Origin of the sequence: Halorussus sp. MSC15.2 (assembly GCF_010747475.1) — an archaeon.
GTDB lineage: Archaea > Halobacteriota > Halobacteria > Halobacteriales > Haladaptataceae > Halorussus.
The window spans coordinates 711,593-738,124 of the sequence record NZ_VSLZ01000001.1; the positions used below are offsets into that span (position 1 = coordinate 711,593).

At 66.3% G+C, this 26,532-nt stretch carries 35 protein-coding genes and 3 pseudogenes; 8 read left to right on the top strand and 30 right to left on the bottom strand.

The features are described from left to right. The first annotated feature begins 65 nt into the window (after positions 1 to 65). The 3 genes from carA to FXF75_RS03700 all read left to right on the top strand — a co-directional run bounded on the left by carA (position 66) and on the right by FXF75_RS03700 (position 2,546). Positions 66 to 1,136, top strand: a complete 1,071-nt coding sequence (carA, locus tag FXF75_RS03690) for a glutamine-hydrolyzing carbamoyl-phosphate synthase small subunit (protein ID WP_163520185.1) — start codon at positions 66 to 68, stop codon at positions 1,134 to 1,136. A gap of 81 nt (positions 1,137 to 1,217) precedes the next feature. Continuing rightward, positions 1,218 to 1,460 (top strand): hypothetical protein, encoded by a 243-nt coding sequence (locus tag FXF75_RS03695; RefSeq protein WP_163519531.1) that lies wholly within the window; start codon positions 1,218 to 1,220, stop codon positions 1,458 to 1,460. 99 nt (positions 1,461 to 1,559) lie between these two features. Then, positions 1,560 to 2,546, top strand: coding sequence for an LLM class flavin-dependent oxidoreductase (locus FXF75_RS03700; RefSeq protein ID WP_163520186.1), 987 nt, complete (start codon positions 1,560 to 1,562; stop codon positions 2,544 to 2,546). A gap of 28 nt (positions 2,547 to 2,574) precedes the next feature. Here FXF75_RS03700 and FXF75_RS03705 read toward each other — a convergent pair whose 3' ends face one another. Next, positions 2,575 to 3,639: a metallophosphoesterase gene (locus FXF75_RS03705; protein WP_163520187.1), complete on the bottom strand. Its 1,065-nt coding sequence runs from the start codon at positions 3,637 to 3,639 to the stop codon at positions 2,575 to 2,577. Between the two features lie 160 nt (positions 3,640 to 3,799). Between FXF75_RS03705 and FXF75_RS03710 the strand changes: the two genes are divergently transcribed. Then, complete coding sequence (locus tag FXF75_RS03710) at positions 3,800 to 4,756, top strand: Vms1/Ankzf1 family peptidyl-tRNA hydrolase (protein ID WP_163521082.1); 957 nt, start codon at positions 3,800 to 3,802, stop codon at positions 4,754 to 4,756. Between the two features lie 66 nt (positions 4,757 to 4,822). Here FXF75_RS03710 and FXF75_RS03715 read toward each other — a convergent pair whose 3' ends face one another. From FXF75_RS03715 to FXF75_RS03725, 3 genes are all read right to left on the bottom strand, one after another. Continuing rightward, positions 4,823 to 6,475, bottom strand: a complete 1,653-nt coding sequence (locus FXF75_RS03715; protein ID WP_163520188.1) for an oligosaccharide flippase family protein — start codon at positions 6,473 to 6,475, stop codon at positions 4,823 to 4,825. Between the two features lie 207 nt (positions 6,476 to 6,682). Continuing rightward, positions 6,683 to 8,152: an NAD(P)/FAD-dependent oxidoreductase gene (locus FXF75_RS03720; RefSeq protein ID WP_163520189.1), complete on the bottom strand. Its 1,470-nt coding sequence runs from the start codon at positions 8,150 to 8,152 to the stop codon at positions 6,683 to 6,685. A 62-nt stretch (positions 8,153 to 8,214) separates the two neighbouring features. Beyond that, the gene (locus FXF75_RS03725; RefSeq protein WP_163520190.1) at positions 8,215 to 8,487 is read right to left on the bottom strand and encodes a hypothetical protein; all 273 of its coding nucleotides are present in this window, start codon (positions 8,485 to 8,487) and stop codon (positions 8,215 to 8,217) included. A gap of 126 nt (positions 8,488 to 8,613) precedes the next feature. Between FXF75_RS03725 and FXF75_RS03730 the strand changes: the two genes are divergently transcribed. Together FXF75_RS03730 and FXF75_RS03735 are read left to right on the top strand one after the other, a co-directional pair. Continuing rightward, a complete protein-coding gene (locus FXF75_RS03730) occupies positions 8,614 to 9,399 on the top strand; it encodes an HpcH/HpaI aldolase/citrate lyase family protein (RefSeq protein WP_163520191.1) in 786 nt (261 codons plus the stop codon). Between the two features lie 102 nt (positions 9,400 to 9,501). Beyond that, positions 9,502 to 9,801 (top strand): hypothetical protein, encoded by a 300-nt coding sequence (locus FXF75_RS03735; RefSeq protein ID WP_163520192.1) that lies wholly within the window; start codon positions 9,502 to 9,504, stop codon positions 9,799 to 9,801. A 106-nt stretch (positions 9,802 to 9,907) separates the two neighbouring features. Here FXF75_RS03735 and secY read toward each other — a convergent pair whose 3' ends face one another. Next, positions 9,908 to 11,377 (bottom strand): preprotein translocase subunit SecY, encoded by a 1,470-nt coding sequence (gene secY, locus FXF75_RS03740; RefSeq protein ID WP_163520193.1) that lies wholly within the window; start codon positions 11,375 to 11,377, stop codon positions 9,908 to 9,910. A gap of 168 nt (positions 11,378 to 11,545) precedes the next feature. On the opposite strand from secY, the gene FXF75_RS03745 reads away from it, so the two are divergent. Beyond that, positions 11,546 to 12,247, top strand: a complete 702-nt coding sequence (locus FXF75_RS03745) for a DUF6663 family protein (protein ID WP_309221748.1) — start codon at positions 11,546 to 11,548, stop codon at positions 12,245 to 12,247. A gap of 56 nt (positions 12,248 to 12,303) precedes the next feature. On the opposite strand, the gene FXF75_RS03750 is transcribed toward FXF75_RS03745, so the two are convergent. Next, positions 12,304 to 13,035, bottom strand: coding sequence for a helix-turn-helix domain-containing protein (locus tag FXF75_RS03750; protein ID WP_240334486.1), 732 nt, complete (start codon positions 13,033 to 13,035; stop codon positions 12,304 to 12,306). Positions 13,036 to 13,067: 32 nt separating this feature from the next. Here FXF75_RS03750 and FXF75_RS03755 point away from each other — a divergent pair, with 32 nt between their 5' ends. Next, on the top strand, positions 13,068 to 13,625 hold the full coding sequence (locus tag FXF75_RS03755) for a DUF4188 domain-containing protein (RefSeq protein WP_163520194.1): 558 nt from the start codon (positions 13,068 to 13,070) through the stop codon (positions 13,623 to 13,625). A gap of 29 nt (positions 13,626 to 13,654) precedes the next feature. Here the strand turns inward: FXF75_RS03755 and FXF75_RS03760 are convergent. From FXF75_RS03760 to FXF75_RS03875, 24 genes and pseudogenes are all read right to left on the bottom strand, one after another. Continuing rightward, positions 13,655 to 14,313: pseudogene (locus FXF75_RS03760) on the bottom strand (HAD family hydrolase). A gap of 247 nt (positions 14,314 to 14,560) precedes the next feature. Continuing rightward, positions 14,561 to 15,046 carry an uL15m family ribosomal protein gene (locus tag FXF75_RS03765; RefSeq protein WP_163520195.1) on the bottom strand — a complete coding sequence of 162 codons (486 nt, stop codon included), beginning with the start codon at positions 15,044 to 15,046 and terminating at the stop codon, positions 14,561 to 14,563. A gap of 2 nt (positions 15,047 to 15,048) precedes the next feature. Next, positions 15,049 to 15,513, bottom strand: a complete 465-nt coding sequence (rpmD, locus tag FXF75_RS03770) for a 50S ribosomal protein L30 (RefSeq protein WP_163520196.1) — start codon at positions 15,511 to 15,513, stop codon at positions 15,049 to 15,051. After that, positions 15,513 to 16,157 (bottom strand): 30S ribosomal protein S5, encoded by a 645-nt coding sequence (locus tag FXF75_RS03775; RefSeq protein ID WP_163520197.1) that lies wholly within the window; start codon positions 16,155 to 16,157, stop codon positions 15,513 to 15,515. Before FXF75_RS03775 ends, rpmD begins: the two co-directional genes overlap by 1 nt. Before the next feature lie 3 nt (positions 16,158 to 16,160). Beyond that, a complete protein-coding gene (locus tag FXF75_RS03780) occupies positions 16,161 to 16,712 on the bottom strand; it encodes a 50S ribosomal protein L18 (RefSeq protein ID WP_163520198.1) in 552 nt (183 codons plus the stop codon). Positions 16,713 to 16,714: 2 nt separating this feature from the next. Beyond that, positions 16,715 to 17,155, bottom strand: coding sequence for a 50S ribosomal protein L19e (locus FXF75_RS03785; protein WP_163520199.1), 441 nt, complete (start codon positions 17,153 to 17,155; stop codon positions 16,715 to 16,717). Next, a complete protein-coding gene (locus tag FXF75_RS03790) occupies positions 17,152 to 17,859 on the bottom strand; it encodes a 50S ribosomal protein L32e (RefSeq protein ID WP_163520200.1) in 708 nt (235 codons plus the stop codon). The genes FXF75_RS03785 and FXF75_RS03790 overlap by 4 nt, the downstream gene beginning before the upstream one ends. Positions 17,860 to 17,862: 3 nt before the next feature. Further along, complete coding sequence (locus tag FXF75_RS03795) at positions 17,863 to 18,399, bottom strand: 50S ribosomal protein L6 (protein ID WP_163520201.1); 537 nt, start codon at positions 18,397 to 18,399, stop codon at positions 17,863 to 17,865. A gap of 2 nt (positions 18,400 to 18,401) precedes the next feature. Next, positions 18,402 to 18,794, bottom strand: a complete 393-nt coding sequence (locus FXF75_RS03800) for a 30S ribosomal protein S8 (RefSeq protein WP_163520202.1) — start codon at positions 18,792 to 18,794, stop codon at positions 18,402 to 18,404. A 3-nt stretch (positions 18,795 to 18,797) separates the two neighbouring features. Beyond that, positions 18,798 to 18,980, bottom strand: a complete 183-nt coding sequence (locus tag FXF75_RS03805) for a 30S ribosomal protein S14 (RefSeq protein WP_137284894.1) — start codon at positions 18,978 to 18,980, stop codon at positions 18,798 to 18,800. Further along, complete coding sequence (locus FXF75_RS03810; protein WP_163520203.1) at positions 18,977 to 19,501, bottom strand: 50S ribosomal protein L5; 525 nt, start codon at positions 19,499 to 19,501, stop codon at positions 18,977 to 18,979. The genes FXF75_RS03805 and FXF75_RS03810 overlap by 4 nt, the downstream gene beginning before the upstream one ends. Beyond that, positions 19,498 to 20,205 (bottom strand): 30S ribosomal protein S4e, encoded by a 708-nt coding sequence (locus tag FXF75_RS03815; RefSeq protein WP_163520204.1) that lies wholly within the window; start codon positions 20,203 to 20,205, stop codon positions 19,498 to 19,500. The genes FXF75_RS03810 and FXF75_RS03815 overlap by 4 nt, the downstream gene beginning before the upstream one ends. Then, positions 20,202 to 20,558: a 50S ribosomal protein L24 gene (gene rplX, locus FXF75_RS03820; protein ID WP_163520205.1), complete on the bottom strand. Its 357-nt coding sequence runs from the start codon at positions 20,556 to 20,558 to the stop codon at positions 20,202 to 20,204. The genes FXF75_RS03815 and rplX overlap by 4 nt, the downstream gene beginning before the upstream one ends. Next, a pseudogene (locus FXF75_RS03825) lies at positions 20,555 to 20,951 on the bottom strand (50S ribosomal protein L14). The gene rplX and the pseudogene FXF75_RS03825 overlap by 4 nt, the downstream one beginning before the upstream one ends. Next, positions 20,951 to 21,358, bottom strand: a complete 408-nt coding sequence (locus FXF75_RS03830; protein WP_163520206.1) for a 30S ribosomal protein S17 — start codon at positions 21,356 to 21,358, stop codon at positions 20,951 to 20,953. The pseudogene FXF75_RS03825 and the gene FXF75_RS03830 overlap by 1 nt, the downstream one beginning before the upstream one ends. Then, positions 21,349 to 21,732 (bottom strand): ribonuclease P protein component 1, encoded by a 384-nt coding sequence (locus FXF75_RS03835; RefSeq protein ID WP_163520207.1) that lies wholly within the window; start codon positions 21,730 to 21,732, stop codon positions 21,349 to 21,351. The genes FXF75_RS03830 and FXF75_RS03835 overlap by 10 nt, the downstream gene beginning before the upstream one ends. A gap of 7 nt (positions 21,733 to 21,739) precedes the next feature. Continuing rightward, entirely contained in the window at positions 21,740 to 21,964 is a 225-nt protein-coding gene (gene rpmC / locus FXF75_RS03840; protein WP_163520208.1) for a 50S ribosomal protein L29, read from the bottom strand. Then, positions 21,964 to 22,902 (bottom strand): 30S ribosomal protein S3, encoded by a 939-nt coding sequence (locus tag FXF75_RS03845; RefSeq protein WP_163520209.1) that lies wholly within the window; start codon positions 22,900 to 22,902, stop codon positions 21,964 to 21,966. The genes rpmC and FXF75_RS03845 overlap by 1 nt, the downstream gene beginning before the upstream one ends. Then, complete coding sequence (locus tag FXF75_RS03850; RefSeq protein ID WP_163520210.1) at positions 22,902 to 23,363, bottom strand: 50S ribosomal protein L22; 462 nt, start codon at positions 23,361 to 23,363, stop codon at positions 22,902 to 22,904. The genes FXF75_RS03845 and FXF75_RS03850 overlap by 1 nt, the downstream gene beginning before the upstream one ends. A gap of 3 nt (positions 23,364 to 23,366) precedes the next feature. Then, positions 23,367 to 23,792: a 30S ribosomal protein S19 gene (locus FXF75_RS03855; protein ID WP_163520211.1), complete on the bottom strand. Its 426-nt coding sequence runs from the start codon at positions 23,790 to 23,792 to the stop codon at positions 23,367 to 23,369. A 3-nt stretch (positions 23,793 to 23,795) separates the two neighbouring features. Further along, positions 23,796 to 24,515 carry a 50S ribosomal protein L2 gene (locus FXF75_RS03860; protein WP_163520212.1) on the bottom strand — a complete coding sequence of 240 codons (720 nt, stop codon included), beginning with the start codon at positions 24,513 to 24,515 and terminating at the stop codon, positions 23,796 to 23,798. A gap of 2 nt (positions 24,516 to 24,517) precedes the next feature. Next, positions 24,518 to 24,769 (bottom strand): 50S ribosomal protein L23, encoded by a 252-nt coding sequence (locus FXF75_RS03865; RefSeq protein WP_163520213.1) that lies wholly within the window; start codon positions 24,767 to 24,769, stop codon positions 24,518 to 24,520. Next, positions 24,766 to 25,512: a 50S ribosomal protein L4 gene (gene rpl4p, locus FXF75_RS03870; RefSeq protein ID WP_163520214.1), complete on the bottom strand. Its 747-nt coding sequence runs from the start codon at positions 25,510 to 25,512 to the stop codon at positions 24,766 to 24,768. The genes FXF75_RS03865 and rpl4p overlap by 4 nt, the downstream gene beginning before the upstream one ends. 3 nt (positions 25,513 to 25,515) lie before the next feature. Further along, a pseudogene (locus FXF75_RS03875) lies at positions 25,516 to 26,531 on the bottom strand (50S ribosomal protein L3). Position 26,532 lies beyond the last annotated feature (1 nt).

A 26,532-nucleotide genomic window follows, 5' to 3' on the forward strand; every position in this document is an offset into this window, starting at 1 on the left:
TACGAAATTCGTAATCTCGCTACGAAAGCAAGGTTTATACTCCCGTGTTTCGTATGAATCTCGTAATGGTGGCCGCATACGTCGCACTGGAGGGTGGCAGTGTCGTGGAGGCACGCTGTCGCGCTCCGGGCACGTCCCACGGCGAACTGGTATTCACGACCGCGTACACGGGTTACGAGGAGAGTCTGACCGACCCCTCTTACGAGGAGCAGGTCCTGACGTTCTCGTACCCCCTCATCGGGAACTACGGCGTTCGTCCCGAGCGATTCGAGGACGAACGAGTTCACCCCCGTGCGGTCGTCGCGCGCGAACTCACCGACGACGTGGCCGATTGGCTCACCGAAGAGGGCGTCCCCGCGGTGGACAAACTCGACACGCGCGACCTCGTGGGCCAGATTCGGGAGGGCGGAGCGATGAAGTGCGGCATCTCGGCCGGACCCGACGCCTCGCCCGAGGCGGCCAAGGAGGCGCTGGCGGACTGTCCCGGCATGAGCGACCACACCGACATCGGCGCGCAGGTCAGCGTCTCCCAGCGCGAGACCTTCGAGGGCGGGGACGGTCCCGACGTGGCGCTCGTGGACTGCGGCGCGAAGGGGAGCATCACCGACTCGCTGCTCGACCGCGGCGCGACGGTCCACGTCCTGCCGTACGACGTCTCGCCGGGCGAAGTCGCCGACCTCGACCCCGACGTGCTGTTCGTCTCGAACGGACCGGGCGACCCCGCGAACTTCGAGACCGCCCAGTCGCTGGTCGAGGAGTTCGTCGGCGAGATTCCGCTCGCGGGCATCTGTCTCGGCCAGCAGATTGTCGCCCGCGCGCTCGGCGGCACCACCGAGAAGATGGACTTCGGCCACCGCGGCGTCAACCAACCGGTCCGTGACCTCCGGACCGACAGGGTCGTGATGACCACCCAGAACCACGGCTACACCGTCGCCGAACCCGGCCCGAAGCTCGACGTGACGCAGGTCAACGTCAACGACGACACCGCCGAGGGACTAGAGAGCGACGACCTGAACGTCATCACCCGCCAGTACCACCCCGAGGCCAACCCCGGTCCGCACGACAGCCTCGACTTCTTCGACGACGTGCTGGCGATGGCCGGCGACGAGCGTCGAACCCCCGTCGCCGCGGACTGACTCGGGCGACTGCGGCCCGCTTCTGATATTTTCGACGCTTCGAGCGATAGCTTTACCGTCGTGATGCGACGAACCGCGGGTATGATAGAGTTCCTCCTCGGCTTTCTGGTCCTCGTCGCCGGTTCCTACGTCGGCACGATGCTCGCGCTCAGGGCGTTCTTCGGCCGGGACCGGTACGACCCGCCAGCGCGCAACGAGTCGAACGGTCGGTCGGGACCCGGCGACTCGTCGAAGCCAAACGATGCGCAGAGAACGGACGGCGCACAGAGACCGGACGACGTGCCCAGAGCCAACGACGCGACGGACGACACCGAAGACCGGTGAACGGGAGCGCCGAGAGCGGGTGAAGGACACCGCCGTCAACGAGTGCGAACCCCCATCGCCACGGCCGCCTTTTTCACCGTTCGCGTGGTGTGTAGTCGCATGCCGACCGACCTGTTGCTTCCGCAGACGGCCGACCGGGACACCACCGAACTCGGCGTTCGGGCCGAGGAACTGGGCTACGACGGTCTCTGGCTCGGCGAACTCTGGGGGACGAGCGCCGTCGTCCGCCTCACCGACATCGCCGCCCGCACCGACGAGGTGAAGCTGGGGACGGCCATCGTCAACGTCTTCTCGCGCACGCCCGCCGTGCTGGCGATGACCGCCGCCACGCTCGACCGGGTCTCGGACGGCCGATTCCGTCTCGGAGTCGGCACGTCCACGAGGAAGGCCGTCGAGGACCTCCACGGCGCGGAGTGGGAGGACCCGAACCCTGTCCGGCGCGCCCACGAGACCATCGAACTCGTACGGGCCTTCCTCGGCGACGAGGGTCGGGTGAACTACGAGGGCGAGATATTCGAGGTACGGGACTTCCCCTCGCTGGACGCCGACGTGCCCGTCTACCACGCGGCGCTCGGGGAGGCGAACCGGCGCGTGGTCGCGCGTCTGTGCGACGGATGGATTCCGCACAACGTCCCGTTCCCCGACCTCGACGAGAATTTCGCGTACATCCGCGAGAAGATGGAGACGGCCGGGCGGGACGCGACCGTAGACGTCGCGCCGTACGTCCCCGCCGCCGTCAGCGACGACCCAGAAGGGGCGAGAGACGTCATCCGGGGCCACGTCGCGTACTACGTCGGGAACGGCCGGGGGTACCAGCGCGCGGTCGGCCAGCGGTTCCCCGACGCCGCGGACGCGGTCGCCGAGGCGTGGCGGGAGGGCGACCGGGACGCCGCCGCGGCGAGCGTCACCGACGAGATGGTCGCGGCGCTCGGGGTCGCGGGCACGCCCGACCGAGCGCGCGAGCAGTTCGCGGCCGTCGCCGACATCGACTGCGTGACGCGACCGATGGTGACGATTCCGAGCAACGCCCCCGCCGAGATGGCCGAGCGAACGATAGAAGAGTTGGCACCCTCGAATCGGGACTAGTCGGCCGGGCGTAGTCGGCCGACGAACCCTATCGTTCGTCCACCAGCGGCAGGTCCGACAGTTGGGTCTCGACCATCTCGCAGATGTCCGCGCTCCGCTCGGAGTGGTTCTCGGCGAGTTCGCGGGCCTCCTCGACCCCCGTCTCGTCGGCCACGGGAACCAGCCGAAGCGTCGTGCCCGCCGGTCCGACCTCGGCGAGGACGTACGCCTGCGGGAACGACGAGAGCGCGGGACAGACCAGTCCTCGCACATCGCCCCCTCGCTGGTCTCGTCCGTTCGCAGTTCCGGACGTCGCCGCCCCGCTAACGGCGGCGGGCAGGTGGACGTGACCCGAGAGGTGGAGCGCGTCGTGGCCCGCGAGTGCGTCCACGAACGCGGGCGCGTCGCCGACCGGCGGGTGGGGCGCGTAGCCCTCCTCGCCGACGCACGAGTCGAGTCCCGGTAGGTTGTGGTGGCTCACGACCAGCGCGGCGTCGGTCTCGGGGAGCGTCGATTCGAGCCACGCCAGTTGGTCCTCGGAGACGGCACCGTCGTGGGTGGCGTCGAGTTCGCCGTCGGGCGCGGACGCCGAGTTCAGACCCAACACGTCCACGCCGCCGAACCGCTTGCGGAACGGGAACTCGTCGGGCGCGAAGCGCTCGGCGAACTCCTCGACCGGCGGCGTGTCGTGGCTCTTGAACGACTTCGGCACGTCGTGGTTGCCCGGCACCGCGACGAACGGCGCGTCGAGGTCGGCCAGCGCGTCGGCCGCGCCGTCGAAGTCCGCGGGGCGGCCGTCCTCGGTCAGGTCGCCCGCGACCACGACGCCGTCCACGTCGCGGTCGTTGGCGTCGGCGACCGCGGCCCGGAGGCGGTCCTCGGTCCGGTGGTAGGCCTTCCACGTCCCCTCCTTGTCGGTCGAGAGGTGCGGGTCGGCGAACACCGCCAGCGCGGTCTCGGTGTCTGCGCTGGGAGCGGCGAACCGAGCGAGCGTGACCGGTTCCCCCGGCGAACTCCACTCGGCCCAGTCGCCGATTTCGGCGTCCTCTCGTACCGTCTCGTCGGATTTCGATGCGCGACCACGGGACCGCCGAACCCCACTTCCCTCTGTCATTGGTTGGTCGAGCGTAACCGCCTGAAGCCCATAAACGTAGCGCAGAAAGTATATATTTGACACCCAAAAATATATAGATATTGCGGGACCGATGCGTTTTGCGCCACTGCCCGACCCCAAGCAGAAGCTACAAGACACCTCCGCCCGCTGTTTCCGCCGAATGCTCGACCAGTTGCTCGGGCGCGCGGCGTTGAAAGACCGCATCGCCGACCTCGAAGACGAGAAGCGCCACCTCGAACGCCAACTGGAGGCCGAGGAGGAGCGCCGCGCCGAGGCCACTACCGCCCGGCAGGAGGCCGAACAGCGAGTCAACCGGTTGGAGGACCGCGTGACCGAGTTGGAAGACCGGGTCGAACGAACCGAGTCGGGGGACGGCGACCCCGACCTCGACTTCCGTGGCGTCGGCGGGCCGCGCCGGTCCACCGCGGAGTCGGCCTCGCCCGGCGTCGAGACCGTCCGCGGCGACCGACTCGCGGAGGTCCTCTCGCGCCTCGAATCCGTCGAGACAGACTCCGAGGGCGCGCTGACCACGATGGTCGGCGACGACGGCGACCTCCCCGAAGCAGTCGAAACCGCGTTCGGCGACCACGCCGCGCTGGTCGGCCGGGCCGCTCCCTGCCTCGCGGTCACCGACGACGCGGGTCTCGTGAGCGCGGCGCTCGCCCCTCCCGTCGCGCCCGACCCCTTCGCGGAGTGGAGCGACGGCTTTCGCCTCGACCGCGAGTGGTTCCTGCCGACCGGGTCGTTCGCGCTGGCGCTGGTCCGGTCGGACCTGTTCGCGCTCGGCGTCTACGAGGGCCGCGAACGCCGCGACTTCGAGGGATTCGAGAGCGACGTGAAGTCAGACCACTCGAAGGGCGGGTTCTCGCAGGGGCGGTTCGAGCGCCGCCGCGACGCCCAGATAGACGAACACCTCGACGAGTGCGAGGCGGCTATCGAGGCGGCGCTGGCGGACTCGGCCGCCGACCGCCTCTACGTCGTCGGCCAGCGCACCCTCTTGGGGGAGTTCGAGGAGCGCGCCGACGCGACCAGCGCCGTGGACGCGACCGGCGACCCGAGAGACGCCCTCGACGACGCCTTCCACGAGTTCTGGACGACGCGACTCTACCGGATTTAGGCCCGGCGCGCCAGCGCCGTTTCTCTCCTTCCTGTCTTCGGGTTACCGCTCGCGCCGACCCGCGATTCAGGGTCGAACCGCCGAGACGCTCCACCGGCGCGCGACTCGGGCCGCCCGAGTCACGTCGCCGACCGTGCGCCGGGCGACCCCGCGAACGTCGGCGTCGATGGCGAGCAGGACGGTTCCGTACGTCACGAGTCCCGCCGCGGCCAGTCCGGCGAGTCCGTACCACGCGGTCGTCGCCACTGGAACCGCGGTCCGGACTGCCAACACCGCGACGACCAGCGTCGCCCCGGCCGCGAACTGCGAGCGGACCTGCGTCGGCACCCGCGAGACGGTCGCGCCCTCGGCCGCCAGCACGCGGTGGAGGAGCACCCAGCGCACGAGTTCGGCCGCGATGGTGGCCGCCACCGCGCCGAGCGCCGACCCGTACCAGACCAGCGGAACGCCGACGACGATATTGACCGCGAGCGCGATTACGCTCACCCGGAACGTGGCGTCCGGGCGGTCCAGCGCCTTCGCGGCGTCGTTGAGGGGTTCGCGCTGGGTCTGGACGACCCGATAGACGCCGAGACCGGCCACGAACCCGGCGGCGCTCGCGTACTCCGGACCGTAGACCGCGGTGACCGCGGGCCGAGCGAGTGCGAGCGCCAACCCGCAGACGGGAACCGCCAGCAGACTGCTGTAGGCCAGTCCTCGCGTAATCTCCGGCCCGACGTCGCGGTCTAAGCTGGCGAGGTTGCTGACCCGCGCGAGCAGACCGTCGAGGATGACGTTCGAGAGTATGGTCGCGGGCACCGTGAGTTCGAGCGCGACTTCGTAGCCGCCGACCACGCTCGCCGACACGAGCGCGCCGATGAGGAACACGTCGAACCGGGTGTAGGCCTTGCCGGTGAGATTCGTCAGGATGTTCCACCGGGCGTGAGACCACACCGAGGCGGCGGTCTCGCGCGACGGCCACTCCGGCCGGACGCCCAGACAGTAGAGCGTGGCGGGCACGCAGACCGCTGTCGCGGCTATCAGACCGCCAGCCATCCCGGCCGCGCCGAATCCCAGCGCGACCAGCGTCAACTGGAGCGGAAGCCGAACCGCGGTTCGGCCGAGGTCTATCCAGTTGGTCACGCCGACTCTGCCGGTGCCCGCCAGCAGGAACTGCATCGGGACGAACGTCGAGATGGCGACGAACAGCGCCACCGCGAGCAGGGGCGCGTCGGCGACGCCGGTGTACTCCCGGAGCGGTCCGGCGAACGCCGCGGCCCCGACCGCGACGACCGCGCTGTTCAGGCCTATCGTGCCGAGGGTCAGGCCGAGAATCTCGCCGTTTGGGGTGTCGGTCTCGGCGAGTCGCTTCTGGCTGGCACCCGCGAAGCCGTGGGTGAACCGGGCCGCGAACTGCGCCAGCGACAGCAGGAGGTAGAACCCGCCGTACACCGCGGGACCGACCGCCCGCGCCATGTACATCGACCCCGCGAGACCGACGACGAACATCAGGAACTTCGCGGTCGCGCCCTTCAGTACCTCGACCCGGAACGACACCTCGCTGGCGTCCGGGCCGGTCGCGGGGTCCGAGTCCGTCGGGGGGTCCGCGTTCGAGGCACTCGCCGAGTCCGGGCCGGTTCCGCTGTCCGTGCTCGGACCGGTGACGTCGGACTTCGAACCGTCGGCTGTTCGGTCGCTCGATTCGTCGGCCGAGTCGGGTGGGGAGGGTTTCTCGCTCATGGGGACGGGGACGCCGCCCGCCCGCGGTCGGGTCCGCCGCGCGTCTCCGAGACGCGCGGCTACCGACCCCTGTAAACCCGGAGAACGGGCGGGAACGGGCGGGAGAGCGGGCGGCGTCCGGAACTCGTCCGGCGCGTTTCGATACCACCGAGAAAAGAGTACCGTTCACCGTCGGCGGTGGGGCCGGGTGACACGCCGCGTCTCTCCTCAGATGCCGGTCGGCGGGTGGCCCCGAACCTCCCGGAACGCGCCCTGCACGACCTCCGAGAGCGCGGGGTGGACGTGAATCGCCTCCGCGATGGCGTCGGCGTCGCCCCCGGCGGCGACCGCGGTGGCGACCTCGTGGACCAGCATCGAAGCGTGAGGGCCGACGACGTGGAAGCCCAGCACCTCACCGTCGGGGGCCGCGATGGCCTTGGCGAACCCGTCCTCGGCGAGCGCCGACCCGAGCGCGGTGTCGTCGTACTCGAAGGTCCCCACCTCGTAGTCGTCGCGGTCGAGTTCCTCCTCGGTCTTCCCCAGACTCCCGACCTGCGGCGACCCGAAGATGGCGTGGGCCATGCCGGGGTACTCGACCGCCGCGTGCTCGCCGCGGACCGCGTTCCGGACCGCGTACTCGGCCTCCTTGTCGCCCGAGTGCTTGAACATGTAGTTGCCCGCGGTGTTGCCGGACGACGTCCGGCCGCCAGCCAAGCTTTGCTTGGCGATGTCGCCGATGGCCCAGACGCCGTTGGCCGACGTCCGGAGGTACTCGTCGGTCTCCACGAACCCCTTCTCGTCGGTGTCGATGCCCGCCGCCTCGACGTTCCACGAGTCGGAGTTGGGCCCGCGGCCGGTCGCTATCAGCACCTCGTCGCCCCGGAGTTCGATTTCGTCGCCGTCCTCGGACTCGGCCCGGACGAGTTTCGATTCGGTCCCGTCGCCCGCCTCGCCGTCCTCGGCGAGTTCGGTCACCTCGTAGCCGGTGTGGACCTCGTGGCGCTCGGCGTAGGCGTCGGTCACGAACTCGGCCACGTCGCGGTCCTCCCGGTCTACCAAGCGGTCGGCGTGGCCCACGACGACCACGTCGGTCCCCATCGCGCCGAAGAAGTGGCCCATCTCGGCCGCGATGTACCCGCCGCCGACGACCACGAGGCGGTCCGGGCGCTCCCGGAGCGCGAGGGCGTCCGCGCTCGTCAGAAACCCGACCTCGTCGGTCCCGTCGATTGAGTCCGGAATCCGCGGTCGGGACCCGCCCGCGAGGACGACGCGCTCGGCGGTGAGTTCCTCGGTGTCGCCGGACTCGGTCTCGCTCCCATCCCCGCCATCGACCTCGACGGTCCGTTCGTCTACGAATCGGCCCTCAGTCTGATAGAAGGTGATGCGGTCGTTCTCGCGGGCGCGCTCGGCCTTCGACTCGGCCGTCGCGGTCACCGCGGCGTTCACCTCGTCCACGATGTCGGCGAACGCGACACTCTCGACGCTAGCCTCGACGCCGAGCGACCCCGCGGTCCGGACGGTCTCGGCCACGTCGGCCCGGTGAATCAGCTTCTTCGAGGGGTTACAGCCCCGGTTGAGACAGGTTCCCCCGAGTCGCCCGCGCTCGACCAGCGCCACGTCGAGTCCCTCTTCGGCCGCGGCCGACGCCACGATGTTGCCGGTTCCCCCGCCCAAGACGATGATGTCGAACTCGGTCACGCACGTACCGACGCGAGCGAGAGCAAAGAAACTCCCCGCCGGGAGCGCGTCGCGTTCGGTCGCTACTCGTCGAGCAACCGCTCGGCGTCGGACTGCAGCGACTCGTCGAGTCCGCCGTCCTCGGCGAGTGCAGAGAGGACGTCGGCACACTCCGCCCGCCCCATCGCGTTCAGCGCGCGCCGGCGAAGCGGTCCGTCGAGTCCGCTCATCTGGGCGAGGACGGCCAGTTTGTCGCACTCGCCGTCGTCTGCGAGCGCGTCGATGGCGTCCTCGCGCTCGTCTCGGTTCAGGTTCTTGCTGACCGCGGTCTGGAAGTTCTGGCTCGGGGAACTCATCGCGCCACCGATACGGCGTCGCCGCGGATAAGCGTTCGACGTACGGAATCGGACCGTTTCGGACGGCGGACGTGACCCTGCTCCCGAGCAAACACGTTTATTCGACTCCCTGCCGTCGGCTTCCCCATGGCCGAATCACCGCGAACGAATCGCCTCCGCCGTCTCCTCGACGGCGACGACGTGGCGCTCGGCGTCCTCGACAACACGTACAGTCCGACGCTCGTGGAGTTCTACGGCGAACTCGGTCTCGACTTCGTCTGGACCGACCTCGAACACGCCGGGCCGAGTCCGTGGGACGGCGAGCGACTCGACGACCTGCTCCGGGCCGCCGACGCGACGGACATCGAACTGCTGGTGCGGATTCCGTCGCCCGACCCCGCGCTCGTGCGGAAGGCCCTCGACGCCGGCGTCCGCAACCTCTTCGTCTCGCGGGTCGAGACGGCCGAGGAGGTCCGGCGAGCGGTCCGCGCCTCCCGGTTCCGGTACGACGGCGACGCGGGCGACCGGGGGTTCGCCAACCCGCGCGCGAGTCGCTGGGGGACTGCCGACGACTACGTCCGGACCGAGGACGAGGAGACGCTCGTCGGCGTGACGATAGAGAACCGGACTGCGCTCGACAACCTCGACGAGATTCTCGACGTGCCCGAACTCGGCTTCGCGTTCGTCGGCCCGCTCGACCTCGCGGTGTCGTTCGGCCACCCCGGCGAACCGAACCATCAGGAGGTTCAGGACGCCGTGGCGGAGATAGAGCGGGCGAGCATCGACGCCGGAGTCCCGCTCGGCGGACTCGGGTTCGGAATGGCGGACGTGAACGAGAAGGCCGACTCGGGGTACCAAATACTGAACCTCGGTAGTACGACGGGAGCGGTCAAGCAAGTGGTCACGTCGTGGCTCGACGACTACGACGGGTGAGAGCGCGGCCACCACGCGGACGTCGACGGTGAATTTAGCAGTCGGCGACCACCGTCGGCCCGCAGGAATATTGGGTTCGATGTCCAACAGCCGTTGTCCCATATGAGTACACCAGCAGACCACTTCGAGACCGCACTCGACGAGTCGAGCGACGCGGCGGCCCGCGAACGAGCTATCGGCGAACTCGAAACCGCCAACGAGTGCGACAGACTCGCGGACCTCGCCCGCGAGGACGACCTCGACGAGACGTATCGAGAACAGGCGCTCTCCGGTCTCGCACATCCCCAGTGCAAGTCGATGTTGCGCCAAGTCGCCGAAGACGGAGACCTCCCGGAGTCGCTGCGCGACCGGGCCGAGACGCTCCTCGAAGACACGCCGGACGACTCCGGGGCGGGTCCGTAGCGGTTTCTCTGCCGACTGTTTCGGACGACGTACTGAAACGTCGGTACCGGAGTCGTGAATCGTCGCGCGAAAAAGGGAAGAGCGTTCGTTACTTCTGAGACCGGAGCTATCCGAACATCTCGCGCATCATCGGGTGCATCTCCATCAACTGCTCTTCGGCAATCTCCTCGTAGAGCTTGTACGTGATGGAGACCGTCAGCAGCAGGCCCGTTCCGGAGACGCCGCCGATGGTGCCGAGCATGTTCGCCAGCACGGCCAGCAGGCCAACGAGCGCACCGCCGATGACGGTGACCTGCGGGATGTAGCGCTCCATGACCTTCTCGATGACGCCGGTGTTCTGGCGGAAGCCGGGAATCTGCATCCCGGAGTTCTGAATCTGCTTGGCGGTCGCCTCCGGTCCCATGTCGGTGGTCTCCACCCAGAAGACCGCGAAGATGGCACCGCCGACGACCATGAACGTCAGGTCGATGAGGACCCGGAGGATGACCTGCCACGGCTCCTGCCCGATGGTCCCGGCCCACCACATCCATTGGCTCGGTTTCTGAATCGGTGCGAGGTAGTAGAACAGCCCGCCGGTGGGCGTCCCCTGCGAGTACGTCCCGAGCCAGTTGGGCATCCCGCTCGCGCCGAGCTGGTTGTAGAGGATGCGGCCGAGGAACTGGAGGTTGGCCTGGAGCGCCCGGACGAGAATCATCGGCAGGACGCTGGCGTAGATGAGCTTCACGGGGAAGCGACCCCGAGCGCCCTTGACGCGGGCGTGGCTCAGGGGAATCTCGACCCGGACGCTCTCGGCGTACACGACGACGGCGAAGATGAGGACCGTCGTGACGAGCGCGATGACGTCACCGTCGCCGATGAGCAGGTACTGAATCCCGCTCGCTGTCAACAGCGACGGTACGTTCTGAGCGCTTCCGGTAATCAGCCCTATCCACGTCGGGATGAGACCAGTGCGTCCCGGGAGGCTCGGCCACGCGAACAGACCGCCGAGGAGCTTCTGGCTGACCCCGGCGATGATGAATAGACCGATACCACTCCCGACACCCCACTTGCTGATTATCTCGTCCATGAACAGGACGAGGATGCCGCCGACCGCGATTTGGGCGAAGATGAGCCACTTGACGCCCATCGTACCGAACGGGAGACTCTGGGCGACCTGCGGGTCCACCTGCAGGAAGCCGCCGGCGAACACCATCGGCAGGCCCGTCAGGAAAATCATCGCGACCACCAGCACCTTCTGGAGACCCTGATAGAGCACTTGGTCCCGGGGGTCGTCAGTGTCGAGTCCGAGCAGGTCCGCGCCGCCAAGCAACTGGAGGACGATGGATGCGGTGACGATTGGACCGATGCCCAGTTGGAGGACAGTACCCTGATTGCCTGCCAGAATCGAACGGAACTGACCGAAGGCGTCCGGACCTCCGATGTTGACCCCGTACAGGAAGACGTTCGTGAGGAAGAAATACAGAACCAACACGCCCGCGGTCCATCCAAGCTTCCGCTTGAACGGAACGTGGCCCTCCGGACGCCTCACGGATGGCATCCGGGTGAGTACTGGTTCTGCTGCTTCTTTCCAACTCATATATCGCAATACATCGGACGGGGGCTTGTATGTGCTTCGCTTTGAACCACGGCACGAGCGTGACGAAATACCACGGCCGTCCGACGGACGAGGGCGTTTGGCACGCCGTCGGTTCGACCGGATATCGGATGCGAGTGCTTTTCCCGTTCACCGGACCTACCCGAGTTCGTGAACGACATCTGGGACTCGGACGACGACCGAACCGCGGACGACTCGACCGGCGACGGCGAGGACAGGTCCGCCGAGGACGCGGCGACTTCGGAAGACGGTCGGGCCACCGACGACGAACGGAGCTACCGCGTACTGGACGCCCCCGAAGACGGCGGGGTTCGACTGCTTGACCGCCAGACCTTCGAACCGGTCGTCACCGCCGAGACGGGCCACGACGCGCCGGTCGAAGACCTCCGGCCGGGATACCTCGTCGATGCCGACCTCGACTGGACGAGACCGGAGCCGACGGTCCAGTCGCTCTCGGTGCGACGCCCGACGCTGTACGTCTTCGCCGACGGCGTCGAACCGATGTTCGAGGCGGCCCGCGAGACGTGGACCGACGCGCGCGCCGCCGGCGACTCCATGAACAGCCGCGTGACCAGAAATACCGACAACGAGGTCAACGGCGTCCTCTACGTGTTCGCCGAGGACCCGACTAACGGTACGTTCGAGGCGTTCCGAGACGGGACGCGACCGCTCGAACCGCTGGTCGATAGGGTGAACGAGCGCGAGGGCGCTACGTCACGGGAAGTGTTCGTGCTTCGACCCGAAGGCGGGGAGTTCGTCGTCGTCACCATCGCGCTCCAGAAGGGCGGGCAGTTCGCCGACACGCTCCGGGAGACGTACGACGCGTCGCGGCCGTCCGAACCGCTCGAATAGCCGTGGACTGCTCTCGTGACGCCGTGGCTCCACGTCTGGGTCTCGCGCTCCCGCCATCAGTCGTTCCCGAGGAGGACCGCTCCGAGAACCCGACGCTCGCCGCGGCGCAGTATTTCGCTCGCGGTGGACTTGTCGATTTCCAGCGTCTCCGCGAGGTCGGCCAGCGTACACTCGCGAGGCACCTCGAAGTAACCCTCGCGGAGCGCCGCGTTGAGACACTCTCGCTGGCGGTCGGTCAACAGGCCGCCGTGACCGGTTAGCCCGCCCTCGCGGTCGGTCCGACTGTCCGTCTCGTCGCCGGTCTCGACCACTGACAGGAGGTCGTAGTCGAAGGCGCTCTCGTCCAGCGCGGTTCCGACCGCTTCGAACTGCTCGCGGGTCGCGGTCAGGTCGAACTCGAAGCGCCCGTCGGTGACGACGACGGGGAACTCCGGCGGGAGTGACGACCGGCCCAGAAAGTCGTAGAGTCGCTGGTCGGTCACTTCGTACTGGGCGAGCGTGCGCTCGTCGGCGGTGTAGAGCAGGTCGTACGCGACGACGTCTGGGTGGGACCGAATCGCCTCGCTCGCCGACACCGCCTCGTCGCCGACGATTTCGCCCAGTTCCATCGCTCGGTCGTCGACCGGAACGCCGGTGAGCAGTCGAAACGTCGCGTCCGGGAACGACCGCGAGACCGTCGAAATCCAAGAGTCCTCGGGGAGCGCCATCCGGAACCGCCCTCGAATCACGGCGACTCTCCGCTCGTCGTCGCGTCGTTTCGTCGCGCCGCCCCCAACATGTTGGTGCAAGCTCTATCGACCAGCGGCATAAATCCCCGTGTATGACCGATTCGTCTCACGGGACGCCCGACGAGGGCCGAATTCACACCGAGCGAACGACTGCGCAACTGGACGGCGAGTTCGTCGTGTTCGTCATCGGGATGCGGCTCAACCGTCTGTGGAAGGTCCACAAGTGGCTCCCGGTGGCGGCGGCGATGCCTCGGATGCTCCGGGAACTCGACGCCGACCCGGAGTCCGGTCTCCTACACCACGAGAGCCTGTTCGGATGGCGACTCCTCGTCTCGGTGCAGTACTGGGACTCCTTCGAGGAGCTTCGAGCCTACGCGCGGGACCTCGACCGGGAACACGTCCCGGCGTGGGCGTCGTACAACGAGTCGAGCGCCGGCACCGGCGACGTCGGCATCTTCCACGAGACGTACGTGGTCGAGGGCGACGACTACGAGAGCCTCTACAGCGACATGCCGCAGTTCGGTCTCGGGGCGGCCGGACGGCTCCGCTGGGCCGACGACGAGGCCGAAACCGCGGGCAAGCGACTCGGGGTAGCCGACGACGACCTGCTGGTCGGCGACGACGGACGCGTCGGCCAACGCGACCGATAGCTCTCGGCGAGCGAGGTCGGCGACGAGGCTCAGGCGCTACAGACTCTGTGGAGGTCGTCCAGACACTCTATCTCCCACGTGGCCAGACGTTGAGTTCCCAGTCGCGGCGGTGGGGTCGTCGGATGAACGCGGAGTCGATGCCCGCGTTCTCGGCGGCCCGGATGTCGGACTCGTTGTCGCCGACGAACAGCGCCGAGTCGGCGTCCAAGTCCGACAGCGCCCGGTCGATGTAGTGGGAGTTGGGCTTCCGGCGGTCGAGGCTCTTGATGGTCGCCTCGCGGCCGTACGCTGTCTCGAACATGTGCGAGACGTCGAAGTGGTCGAGGAGGAAGTCGACCGTCTCCTGCTGGTTCGAACTCACGATGCCCATCGAGGCGTCGAGGTCACCCAGCGTGTGGATGTCGTCGTAGGGCGTCTTGCGCCCCTCGCGGGCCTCCATCTGCTGGGCGCGCGAGGCGGTGCTGTCGAGGGCCTTCCAGAACGTCTTCGGCGCGAGGTCGTACTCGTTACAAATTTCGTCGACTCTGCCGGGGGTCGCTCCCACGGTCATGTCGTCGACGTGGTCGGGGTCCGGGTCGGTCACGTCGAACTTGGCGAACGTCTCCAGGGTGGCGTCCCGGAGAACATCGAAGCTCGTGCGACCGACGAGGACACCGTCGTTGTCGAAGACGACGGTATCGTAGGTCATAGTTGTTGATAGGGGGGCGGAGTGATAAGTGTTTCAGTCACACCCCAAGTCAGAACGACGCCAACGCCACGCCTCAGGCGGCGAGGGGCGCGTTGCCGGTCGGTTCCCGTCCGACGTACGTCGTCCCGAATCGGAAGAAACCGAGGTCTCCCCTCCGAATGTCGAGATTATCTGATTTCCGTCGGCACATGGACCCGACGCTGTCCGGTCGGAGAACGGAAAAGAACCGCAAAACCGCAGACCGCGATTACTCGTCGTCGTCCGAGTCGGCTTCTTCCTCGTCGGCCTCTTCGGCGCGGTCGCTGAGGACGGCGTCGCCGCCTTCCTCCTCGATGAGTTCGACCGCACTCGCCGAGAACGCGTCGGCGGTCACTTCGAGCTGGTTGCGGACCTGACCGTCGCCGAGAACCTTCACGGCGTCGGCCTCCCAGCCGTCCTCGACCACGTCGCGGGCATCGACGCGGTAGCCGAAGTCGGTCTCCTCGGCGACGCCGTCGGCGGCCAGCAGGGCCGCGTCCTCGTCGAGCTTCTGGACGGTGACGGTCAGAATCTCGTCCTTGACCTTCTCCGGTCGGGAGAAGCCGTGTTTGCCGAGCGGTTCGTAGTTGTGGAACTCGTGTTTGGCGCGACCCGCGCGTCCGCGTCCGCCGCGGTGACCGGCACCGCGCCGGTTCTTGTGACTACCGCCGCCGTGCGTGCGGGAGCCGCGTTGTCGTCGTTTCTTGTCGGTCATGGTTATCGCATCGCCTTCAGGAGCGAATCGATTTCCTCGGTGTCGTGCTTGCCGAGTTGGCCACCCTCCTTGGTGGGGTGCTTGAGTCCGTCGTGGCCGCCCCGCGGCGGGTGAAGACGGAGAACCGGGGAGAGACCCTGCTCGCGCAGCGTCGTCTCTTCGTCCAACAGCGCCGCCGCGAGGTCGGCTACGTCGTCGTAGTCGGTCTCGTCGGCGACCCACTCGTCGTCGATGTCCGCGGAGCCTTCGAGCGGTTCGGCGCGGCGTTCGATGAGCGTCTCCAGGACGTCCTGGCTCGGCTCACCGTACGCGGTGTAGTCGTTGACCTTGGTAATCATCCCGCGGTAGGCGTCGGTGTCCTGAACGAGCGTGGCGTGGTTCACGCGGTGGAGGTTCAGCATCTCCAGCGTGTCCTGCGTATCGCCGCTCATGTCCACCTCACCGCGAATCTGGACGACAGCCTTCATTACTCGGCCACCTCCTCGAAGTCGGACGTCTGGCCTCGCGGGCCGCGCGACTCGGCGGCGTTCTCGAGGGCGTTGTAGGTCGCCTTGGCGAGGTTGAGCGTGGTCCGGGTGTTGCCGTGACTCTTGGTCCAAGCGTTCTCGACGCCGCCCAGTTCCAGAATCTTCCGGACGGTGTCGGTCGCCGCGAGTCCGAGTCCGGTCGGGGCCGGAATCAGTTCGACCTCGACGCTCCCCGCCTTGCCCTTCGTTCGGCGGGCCAGCGAGTGCGGTCGTTCGCTTCGGTCTTCCCACGACCCCGCGCCGCGGTTGACGTGAATCAGATTCAGCTTGGCGATGTCGATGGCCTTCTGGATGGCACCGCCGACCTGGTCGTCGCGGCCCTCGGCGTAGCCGACGTAACCGTCGCGGTTGCCGATGGCGACGACGCAGCGGAACTTCACGCGGCGACCGGAGTCGGTCATGCGCTGGACCATGTTGATGTCCAGCACCTCGTCTTCCAGTCCCGGCAGCAGCTGGTCGACCAGCTCGGACTCCTTCAGCGGGAGTCCGGAGTTGAGGGCTTCCTCCATCGTGTCGATGTCGCCCTCGGCGACTTTGCGGCCGAGACGGGTCTGGGGTTCCCAGCCGTCGTGGTTAGCACACATACGTTAGTCCTCCATGATGGTTTCTCGCACTTCGTCGAAGTGCTCGGGTAGTTCGGTGGCGTCGAAGTCCCCGCTGTAGAGCGGTTCGTCCAACTGCTCGGCGTACTCGGCGATGTGTTCGCCGCGGTTACGCGACCAGTCGGCCAGCACGCTGTCGTTGTGGGGGACGTCGAGTCCTGCGTCGATAGCGCCTTCCTGCACTGCGAATACTTTACCTCCGGGTGTTGCGGTGTTGAGACCGATGTCGAGGACTGCCTCCTCGAGTCCGGCGTCGAGCGCTCGCTTCCCGGCCAGCAGCCCCGTGAGGTACGCACTGGGGAGGTTGCCCGTGGGGGCTTCCCAGCCGTACTCCTCGAGGTCGCCGGAGAAGGCGCTCGCAACAGTCTCGTCGCCGTCGGGACCCATCGTGACCAGCTGCGCCCTGATGTGCTGGTTGCTCTTACGAGCGACCAGCCGGGGCTTGCCCGATTTCAACAGGCGCAACCTCTGATGGTAGTCAGTCCGGACCTCGCGGCGGCGGCGCATCGGCACCGTGTATCGTGGTCCTGTTGCCATTGTTAGTAGTTACTCTCGATGTAGTTCAGCAGGTACTGGACGCTACGGAACTCCCCGCCTTTCGCCTTGTCGTAGAGGTCGCGATACTGCGACTGGGTAATCTCACCCTCGGCGCGGAGTTCGCGGAGCTTCGTTCGCTGCGCGCGAATCGTCTGCTGCCACTGTTCCTTTCGCTGTTGGCGGCCGCCCGACTTCCCCTTGCGGGTGCCAGCGCCGGTCTGGTGACCGTAGTCGCGCTTGGCCTTGCGTTTGCGGGCACGGCCGCGGGAGTTGCCTTTCTTCTCTTCGGCTCGAATCGAGCCGTCGTCGACGAGTTCGCGGATGTCCTCGCGGGTAATCGCCTCCGCGATGGCTCCCTGCGCGTCCGGGTCGAACCAGACGCGGCTCTCGCCGACGTCGAGGACGTCCGACGCGAGTCGCTTCTGTGCGCTCAGGTCAGTCATTCTTCGACCTCCACTTCGACGTAGGTCGGGTTGAGGACGCGAATCCCGTTCTCTTCGGCCTGTTCCTCGATGCGCTCGCGCTTGCGGGCACCGACCTTCGAGGCGATGCGGACCGCTTCGCGGTCGCCGTCGACGCCTTCGAGGTCGTCGGTGTTGTGAACGCGGACTTCCTCGAAGCCGCTGGGGTGCTTGCCGCGCACCGCTTTCGGCGTTCGGAAGCCGGCCTCGACCGTGTCGCCCTTGCCCTTGACGCCGCGGCGCTGCTTCGAGAGCGTCCCCTTGGGACGTCGCCACGACTTCGGCGTGCGCTTCTTCTTGTGGTAGTCCTGCCGGTTGAACTGCGGCTTACCGACGCGCTTGCGCTGCGTGAGGAGTTCCTCTTCGCGCTCGGTGAGGTCGGGGGTCTTGTTGACCAGCCCTCGGGGCTGGAGTTCCGTCTCGACCTCCGTCTCGTCTTCCGCAGCCTCTTCCGGTTCCTCCTCCTCGATTTCGGCCTCGGTCTCCTCTTCGACTTCGAGACCGCCGACGTCGGCCTTGATGCGGGCCGCGAGGGCGTTCCCGATGCCTTCGACCTCGGCGAGATCGTCTTGACTCGCGGCCTTCACGTCCTCGACGGACGAGAGACCGGCGTCGCGGAGTGCGTCGGCTTTGCTCGCGCCGACACCGCTGATGTCTTCGAGTTCTTGGGGTTCGTCGTCTGCCATCCGTTAGACACCTCCAGTCTGGGGCTTCTCGGTGATGTAGACGCCGTCCTGGAAGACGCGAGTGTCCTTGCCCTGCACGCGAGTCAACTGCTCGATGTCCGCGGCCGTCTGGCCAACGTCCTCGATGCTCGGTCCGCGCAGGTGGAGAACTTCGTCGTCCACTTCGACCGTCGTATCGCCGTGAATGTTCGTTCGTCGCGGGGCCTTCTCACCGAGGAAGTTCTCGATGACGACCTCGCCGTCGTCGGTACGGACCTGCATCGGGAAGTGAGAGTAGAACACCTCCATGGTGTACTCCCACCCGTCGGTCACGCCGTGGAACATGTTGCGAACGTGGCTCTCGAACGTGCCCACGGTCGCGTTAGTCTTGGCGTCCTCGACGTCGCTCTCGATGACAACGGTTCCGTCGTCCACTTCGACCGATACGTCGGGGTACCAGAGGCGTCGCGTAACGGACCCTTCGGGACCCTCGACGCTGAGTTCGAGGTGGTCCTTCTCTGCGGTCACGTCGTCCGGAATTTCGAGTTCTGTTCGTGCCATTGTTAGTAGACGTACGCGATGACCTGACCACCGACGCCCTTCTCGCGGGCCTCGTAGTGGCTCATGACGCCGCGGCTGGTCGTGACGACGAGTGCCCCGTAGTCGCGGGCGGGGAGGAATCGCTTCTCCCACTTCTCGAACTCGTCTGCTCCGGCCGAGTACCGGGGCTTGACCGAACCGCACTCGTTTATCGCGCCTTTCAGTTCGACCTCGAACGTCCCGGCTTTACCGTCGTCGACGAACTCGAAGCCGTCGATGTACCCGCGGTCGTAGAAGACCTCGAGTACGCTGCCGATTTCGTTAGAGGCGGGCTGTACCGTATGGTCGAGATGACCCACGCTCTCGGCGTTGTCGATGCCGGAGAGCGCATTGGCCAGCGGATCGTTTCCTGCCATGATTTATCGATACTTCTTGAAGCCCATGCTCCGGGCGACTTCGCGGAAACACTGCCGACACAGGTAGATGTCGTACTTGCCGACGAGACCCTGCTTTCGACCGCAGCGCTGGCACTCTTCGATTTGGCCGGTGCGCTTGGCCGCGTGTTCTCCGGTCGCTTCGGAGTCGGTTTCGCTTTCACTCATTGTTCGACCTCCACGTCGAAGTTCGATTCGAGGTACGCGATGGCGTCCTCGGCGGTCAACTGGTGCCCCGAGGGAATCGACCGAGTCAGCTTGTCGCGCTTGCTGACGCGGTAGCCCGGTCGCACGAGGTTGACCGTCACGTCGAGTCCGTAGATACCGATGTTCGGATCGTACTCCTGACTCGGGAACTCGGTGTGTTCTTCGATACCGAAGCTGAAGTTTCCGGTCTCGTCGAACTGCCGAGCCGAGATGTCGGCCAGCGGAAGCGCCTTCTCGATGAACGTCACCGCCTCGTCGTCGCGGAGGGTGACCTTCGCACCGATGGGGTCGCCCTGCCGGATACCGAACTCGGGCTTGGTGGACTTGGCCAGCGTCCGCACGCTCTGCTGACCGGTCACGTCCTCGAGAATCTCCTCGGCGTCCGCGAGTTCGCGGCCGCCTTCGCCGACGCCCATGTGGACGACGACCTTCTCGACGGTCGGCTCTCGCATCTCGTGGAAGTCGGCGTCCGCTTCGCTCATTCGCCGTCACCTCCCACGAAGTTCTCGTCGATGACGACGACGTACTCTTCGACCGTCTCGAAGGTACCGCCGTCGTCGATGCGCTCGACCACGACGTTGTTCGAACCGCTACCGGGAGTCACCTGAATTTCGGTAATCTCACCGATGTCGCCCGCGTGCGCGCCTCGAACTGCGGTCACGAGACTGCCTTCCTCGTACGGGAAGTGGGCGACGATTTCGTTGTCGTCGTTGTCGGTGACGATGGAGTCACCGGAGCTGTACTCGTCGTCCTCGACGAGGATGTTCTTCCCGTCGTGGAGGTTGAGCTGCGTCCGGCCGCCGGCGACCTTCGTCTTGTCTTCGATTTTGCCCAGCTTGCTACCGGCGGCGTCCGCGTCGATTTCGGTCAGCGTGAGCCGACCGCCCTCGTCGGGGAACACCCGGTAGTACTCCTCGCGCTCGGTGAACGCGACGATGTCGAACATGCCGATGGGTCGGTCCTCGGCGACACCCTCGTCGCCGTTGACCAGCACGCTGCCCTGGTCGAGGGCGTAGCGGGCTTCCTTCCGCGAACCGACGTAGCCCAGCACGTCCCGCAGCAGGATGAGGAGGGGTACGCCGTCCTCGCCGTGCGGGCCGGAGTCGGCCTTCACGGTGAAGGTTTCGGTCTTGCGCTCGACCGGCCAGGACTTCGGAACTGAGAGTCGCTTCTGATGCTTGGTCATTCGTTCTCACCTCGGAGGCGCGCCTCGCGCACGTCGTCCTCGAGGTCGAGGTCGGTCACGCGGAGGTTGCTCGCGTCGAGCGGCCGCGGGACTTCCTCGCCGTCTGCCTTCTCGAGAGTCACGTCCTCGACGTGGACGACTGCGTCGCGCAGGTCTACGTCGACGACTTCGCCTTCTTCGCCGGCGAAGTCTCCGCGCATAACCTCGACGGTGTCGCCCGCGTTGACGCGGACGCTGCGGACGTCGAACTCCTCGCGGAGGTCGTCGGCGAGCGTCGCCTTGACCTGCTCGTGTCGCTCGTGGAGCGAGGCACGCTCGGTCTGATTTCGCTGTTTGCGTGGTTGCTTACTCATACTATCATCGTAGCAGTACTCGCGATACTTCCGAACCGCTCTGCGACTTCCCGCGCGATGGGACCCTTAATCTCGGTCCCGCGCGGTTCCTCGACGTCGTCGATGATGACGGCGGCGTTGTCCTCGAACTTGACGCGAGTGCCGTCCGGACGACGGATGGGTTTTCGCTGGCGGACGATGACGGCTTCGAGTACCTGCCGACGCATTTCGGGGGTACCCTTGGTGACCGAGACGGTCACCTTGTCGCCGATTCCCGCCTTGGGGTGGCGGTTCTTCGCTCCGGAGTAGCCGGAAACACTGATGACTTTGACCTCACGGCGCCGTGTTGTCGGCGCACGTCAGCAGGGAACCTTTCTCGAGACCCTGCGTCACGTCGGCCTTCAGCGCTTCCATTACTCGTCACCTCCTTCCGGAACGACGCCGGTCGATTCCTCGCCCGACGAGTCACTGTGTTCGGTGCCGCCCGCTGCGAAGCTCCGCGTCGTCTCGAACTTCTCGACGACGACGTGGCTCTTCGTTTTCGAAAGCGGTCGGGTCTCTGCGATACGAACCGTGTCGCCGACTTCCAGTTCCATGCAGTCCGGGTGGTGTGCCGGAACGCGGGACCGGCGCTTCATGTGCCGGTCGTACTTCGGAACCGGAACGTCGTACTCTCGCTCGACGATCACGGTTTTGTCCATGTCTGTGGAGGCGACCTCTCCTTCGAGCGTCTGACCGCGCACGGAAAGCGTTCCGTGGAACGGGCAGTCCTCGTCGGAGCAGGTCCCCTCCGGCTCTGATACGTTCAGTCCTATTGCCATTGAGAGTCACCTGCCTTCTCGGTGCGCAATTCGGGTCGTGAGAGCAGCCGCGCGCCATCCACCGTAACGTAGGCCACGCCCTCGCACGGACCAGACTGACCGGAGCGACCTCCGGCAGTTTCCGACCCACGTTTGGACGCGGTCCCCGACCCCTTCGCGAGGTCGGCGGATTCATCTGTGAGCGCGAACTCGAACGTCGTACCCTGCTTTGGCACCTGCCGCACCCGGTCGGCGGACGCGACGCTCACGGTCCCCTGCGTCTCGGCGACGACCCGACCCTCGATTCCTACGAGGTCGGCGTTCGCCGCGTCGGCGACGCGGACGGGGAGTCCGTTGAGTTCGTGTCGCGTCAGCGTCTCGGGTGTGAGTGGCATGGTTCGATTATTCGGCTGCTGCTTCTTCTTCGAGGTCGCCTTCTTCGCGCTGAACCGTCTTGATTCGCGCGATAGTCCGGCGAAGTTCCTTGAATCGGCCGGGGTCCTCCGGTGCGCCACCGGCGGCCTTCACGGCCTTCGCGTTGAGGAGTTCGGTTTCGAGGTCCTCCAGTTCGGCCTCGCGCTCTGCGGGCGTCATGTCGCGGATTTCATCGACGTGAAGGATGGCCATTATTCGTCACCCTCCTCGGAGTTGGGTTCCTCGTCTTCCATCTCGTCCATGAGGTCCTCGGCTTCCTGCTCGACTTCGTCTTCGAGTTCGTCGAGTTCCTCTTCGACCGACTGCTCGGACTCGGTCTCCTCGGCCGACTCCTCGCTCTCGGTCTCGTCTTCGATGACCTCTTCGACGATTTCCTCGTCGATTTCCTCTTCGCCGATGTCCGCAGGCTCTTCGTCTACGTCTTCTTCCTCGCGGAGTTCTTCGAGTTCTTCGTCGGTCGGCTCTTCGAGGAGTTCCTCGACGCCTGCCTGCTCGTTGGCCTCGACGGCCTCGGGGACGACCTCTTCGGGACTCGCGCCCTCCTGAATCTCGAAGTCGTCAGGCAGGTTGGCTCCCGGCGGGATTATCTTCACGTCCACGCCGATGGTGCCGAGCTTGAGGACCGCGACGCCTTGGCCGTGGTCCACGATGTCCTCTGCGGGTTCACCGTTGTGCTTGATGTAGCCACGGTTGAACTTCTCGACGCGCGAACGCGCACCGGTGACCTTACCGGAGAGGACGATTTCGGCGCCGAGTGCGCCGGCGTCCATGATGCGGTCGATGGTGGTGTGACCGGCCTTCCGGAAGTACCAGCCGCGTTCGAGCGCGTTGGCGAGTCGGTCCGCGACGATGCGGGCGTTGAGGTCCGGCTCGTCAACTTCCTGCACGTCGATTTGCGGGTCTTCGAGGTCGAACCGCTCTTCGAGCTGGGTCGTAATCTTCCGGATGTTCTTCCCGCCCTTCCCGATGACCATACCGGGCTTCTCGGCCTTGAGAACAATCTGAGTTCCCATGGGGGTCTTGGCGACTTCCATGCCGCCGTAGCCCGCGCGGCCGAGTTCGTCGGCGAAGAACTCGTCGATTTGGGACCGCTGAAGTCCGTCGTGAATGAACTGTTGTTCGTCTGCCATTATTCCTGCACCTCTTTGAGTACGAGTTCGACGTCTACTTCCGGCGTGTTCCACGCGCTGGCTCGCCCCATCGCTCGGGGCTTGCGGCCCTGCACTTCGCCGATTTTGTGGGCGGCGACGTGCATGATTTCCATCGACTCGCCGTCGAAGCCTTGCTGGTCGGCGTTGTTGACGACGTTCTCGATGAGCGTGAGGAAAGCCTCGCTGGCCTTCTCGGGGTAGCGACCGGCGTCCCAGCCGTCGATGTCGCTTCGGTGGCCGACGCCGCTGTTGTGGGACTTGAACGGAACCGACCGTTCGCCGTCGATGACCTTCTGGAGGTACTCGCTGGCCTCCGCCGCGGTCATGCCCTTGATTTCGCGGGCGATGGCTTTGCTGTGCTTGTGGCTCATGTGCCGCTCCCGGAGCATCCCCTTGGCGGTGGTGTCCGGGTCGGTCTCGACACTGTAACTGATTCCCATGGTTTACTTGAGTGGCACGAACTTCGAGGAGCGGGTCGCGCCGATACCGGCCTGTCCGTGTTCGACCGTGGATCGGGTCAGCTGGAACTCGCCGAGGTAGTGGCCGAGCATCTCCGGTTCCACGTACACGCGCTCGAAGCTCTGGCCAGTGTACACCGCGAACGTCTTGCCGACGAACTCCGGCAGGACCGGCATGTTCCGCAAGTGCGTCCGGATGGGGTCGTTAGCCGACCCTTCCTCGGTGGCCTCGCGGGCTTCCTCCACCAGCTTCTCCTGCTGGGTGGACAGGCCGCGCTCGATGGTTCGCCGCTGACGTGCGGGAAGCAGTTCCGCGACTTCGTCCAGACTCATGTCCTGCAACTCGTCGAGGTCGTACCCGCGGAAGGTGAACTCACCTTCGCGGCCGGTTCGGTATTCGCCTTCGCTCATGGCTCAGTTACCTCCCCGTCCCGTTCGTCGGGACGAGATGTCCCCGACCTTCCGTCCGGGCGGAGCGTTCCGCGAGACGGACTTGGGTTTGCCGGGGTGCTGGCGGCCACCGCCACCGAACGGGTGGTCCACGGCGTTCATCGCCACGCCACGGACGTTCGGCCACTTGGTGCCGCGCGCCTTCATCTTGTGATACTTGTTACCCGCTTTGACGTGGGGCTTCTCGGTCCGGCCGCCGCCTGCGACCACGCCGATAGTCGCCCGACAGTCGGGCGAGAGGCGCTTGACCTCACCGCTCGGCAGTTCCACGACCGCCGCGTTTCGGTCGTGCGTGACGAGGTTCGCGCTCACGCCGGAGGCGCGAGCGAACTTGCCACCGTCACCGGGACTACTCTCGACGTTACACACCGGGACTCCTTCCGGAATCTCGGCGAGCGGCAGCGTGTTGCCCTGCTTGATTTCGGCGGTGACGCCGACCTGGATGGTCTCGCCGACGCCGACGCCCTCGGGCACGAGGACGAGTCGCTGGTCGCCGTCCTCGAACTCGATGGCGGCGACCGGCGCGCTCCGTGCAGGGTCGTGTTCGATGTCCACGACCGTTCCGGAGACTGCGTCCGCTTCTTCGGGTTTCTTGTGTGTGAGATCCGCCTTGTATCGGTGCGAGGGGGCGCGGAACGTCGGTCCGCCCCGACCTCGTCGCTGTCCTTGAATTCGTCGTCCCATTATCAGAACACCCCGATTCTGGAGGCGACTTCCTGCGCATCGTCGTCCTCCGAGAGTGTCACCGTGGCCTTCTTGTCACCGTTCATGGTGACCATCGTGTTCACCTTCTGGATGGTGACGTCGTACTGCGCTTCAATCTCGTCGCGGATTTCCGGCTTGTCGGCGTCGAGGTCCACGATGAACTGGAGTTTGTTCTCAAAGTCCATCTCGTTCATCGCCTTCTCGGTGACCCACGGGTACTCGATGACGCTCATCGGTCCGCCACCTCCTCGACTGCGCTCTCGGTCCAGACGGTGAGTCGGCCGGGATGCGTACCGGGCGCGAGGTCCTCTGCGTTGACCTCCTGCGCGGTCGCCACGTCTGCGCCCGCGAGGTTGCGGGCGGCCTTCGAGGGTTCGTCGCTGGTCACGAACAGGACCGACTTGGGGGTCTTGTACTTGCGACCACGCGTCGTACCCTTCCCGGCACGAACCGTCTTGTTCTCCTCGGCACGCTCGATGTCGGCGTCCACGCCGACGGCTTCGAGGAACGAGACGACTTCCTGCGTCTTCAACAGGTCCTCGAACTCGTCGCTCACGACGAGCGGAAGGTCGAGGTCCTCGTCGAACTGGTGGCCGCGCTCGGCCACGAGGTCGGCGTCGGCCGTCGCCGCGACGGCGCTGCGGATGGCCTTCTTTCGCTCCTTCGTGTTGATGTCGAGCGTGCGGTCTTTCTCTTCTTTCGGCGGGTGGGCCTTGCGACCCCCGACGGTCTGGGGCACTCGCGCGCCCTGTCCGTTCGTCCGGGGGACGTGAGCCATCCCGCGACCACTGCCCGGCGACTCCGCCGAGGTTCGCATCCCGGCGTAGTCGTCGGCACCGTAGTCCTGCTTGCGGTTTGCCTGCGCGGCGAGGACGGCTCGCTTGATGAGGTCCGGCCGGACAGTCTTCGAGAAGACGTCCGGCAGGTCCACGGAGCCGGCTTCCTCGCCGTCGAGGTTGCGGATTGTAGCCTGCATAGTTTATCCTTGGTTCGATTCGGTGCTTACGTACCGCACCTCGGGGTCGAGGCGCGGCTGGTCTTTCGGCCGGATGGCCGGGCGGAAACGCAGGAGGCGCTTGTTCGGACCGGGAACCGAACCCTTGACCAACGCGTAGGAACCGTCGACTTCGCCGTAGTTGACGAAGCCGCCGTCGACGTTGATGTCGTCGCCCTCACCGAGGTCGATGAGGCGCTTGTTGAGTTCGGTTCGCTGGTGGTAGCCGGTCTGGCCCTGCTGGGGAACCGTCGAGCGGACGCGGGACGGGTTCCACGGACCGAGGTTACCGATTCGGCGTCGCCATCCCTGCCGGGCGTGCTTGCCCTTCCGCTTCTGGACGCCCCATCGCTTGACGGGACCCTGCGTACCTTTGCCTTTCGTGACGCCGCTCACGTCCATGTACTCACCCGCGCGAACACGTCGTTCATGTCGTGTTCCCCGCCGTCGGTGAGGAGGTCCAGCGCGAAGTCGACGCGGTCGTCGAGCGACCCGCCGCCGACGCGACTCTCCATCACGTCGGGCTTCTTCTTCGGGACGCTGGGTATCTCGTCCGGAACGGTGTGGGTGACGACACGGAGGTCGGCGACGTCGCCGTTCGAGACTGCTTCGCGCAGCTCGTCCTCGGCGGCGTCGGCGTCGTACTCCTCGGGCACGTCGAGCGTGCGCGAGAGGTCGTCGTGGAATTCGTCGCCCCACACTTCCGTCAGCGGCTTCTTGCCGTACGGCGTGTCTTCGTAGGCTCGCAGAGCGACTGCCCGCATCGGCGGCGTCTCCACGATGGTGACGGGAACGGTCTCCTCCATCCCCTCGCGCGGGGAGTCGGATTCGTCGTTCACCATCACCACGTGGGTCATGCCGACCTTGTAACCCGCGAAGCCTTGGAGAGACGGACTGCCGTCTCCGTCGGGCCACGAGTTGAAACGTGGAACCTCGCTGGTTGCACGCGTGCGGGGGCCGAACCCTAGCGAACCTTTGCGTGGTCTGCTTATATCTGACATC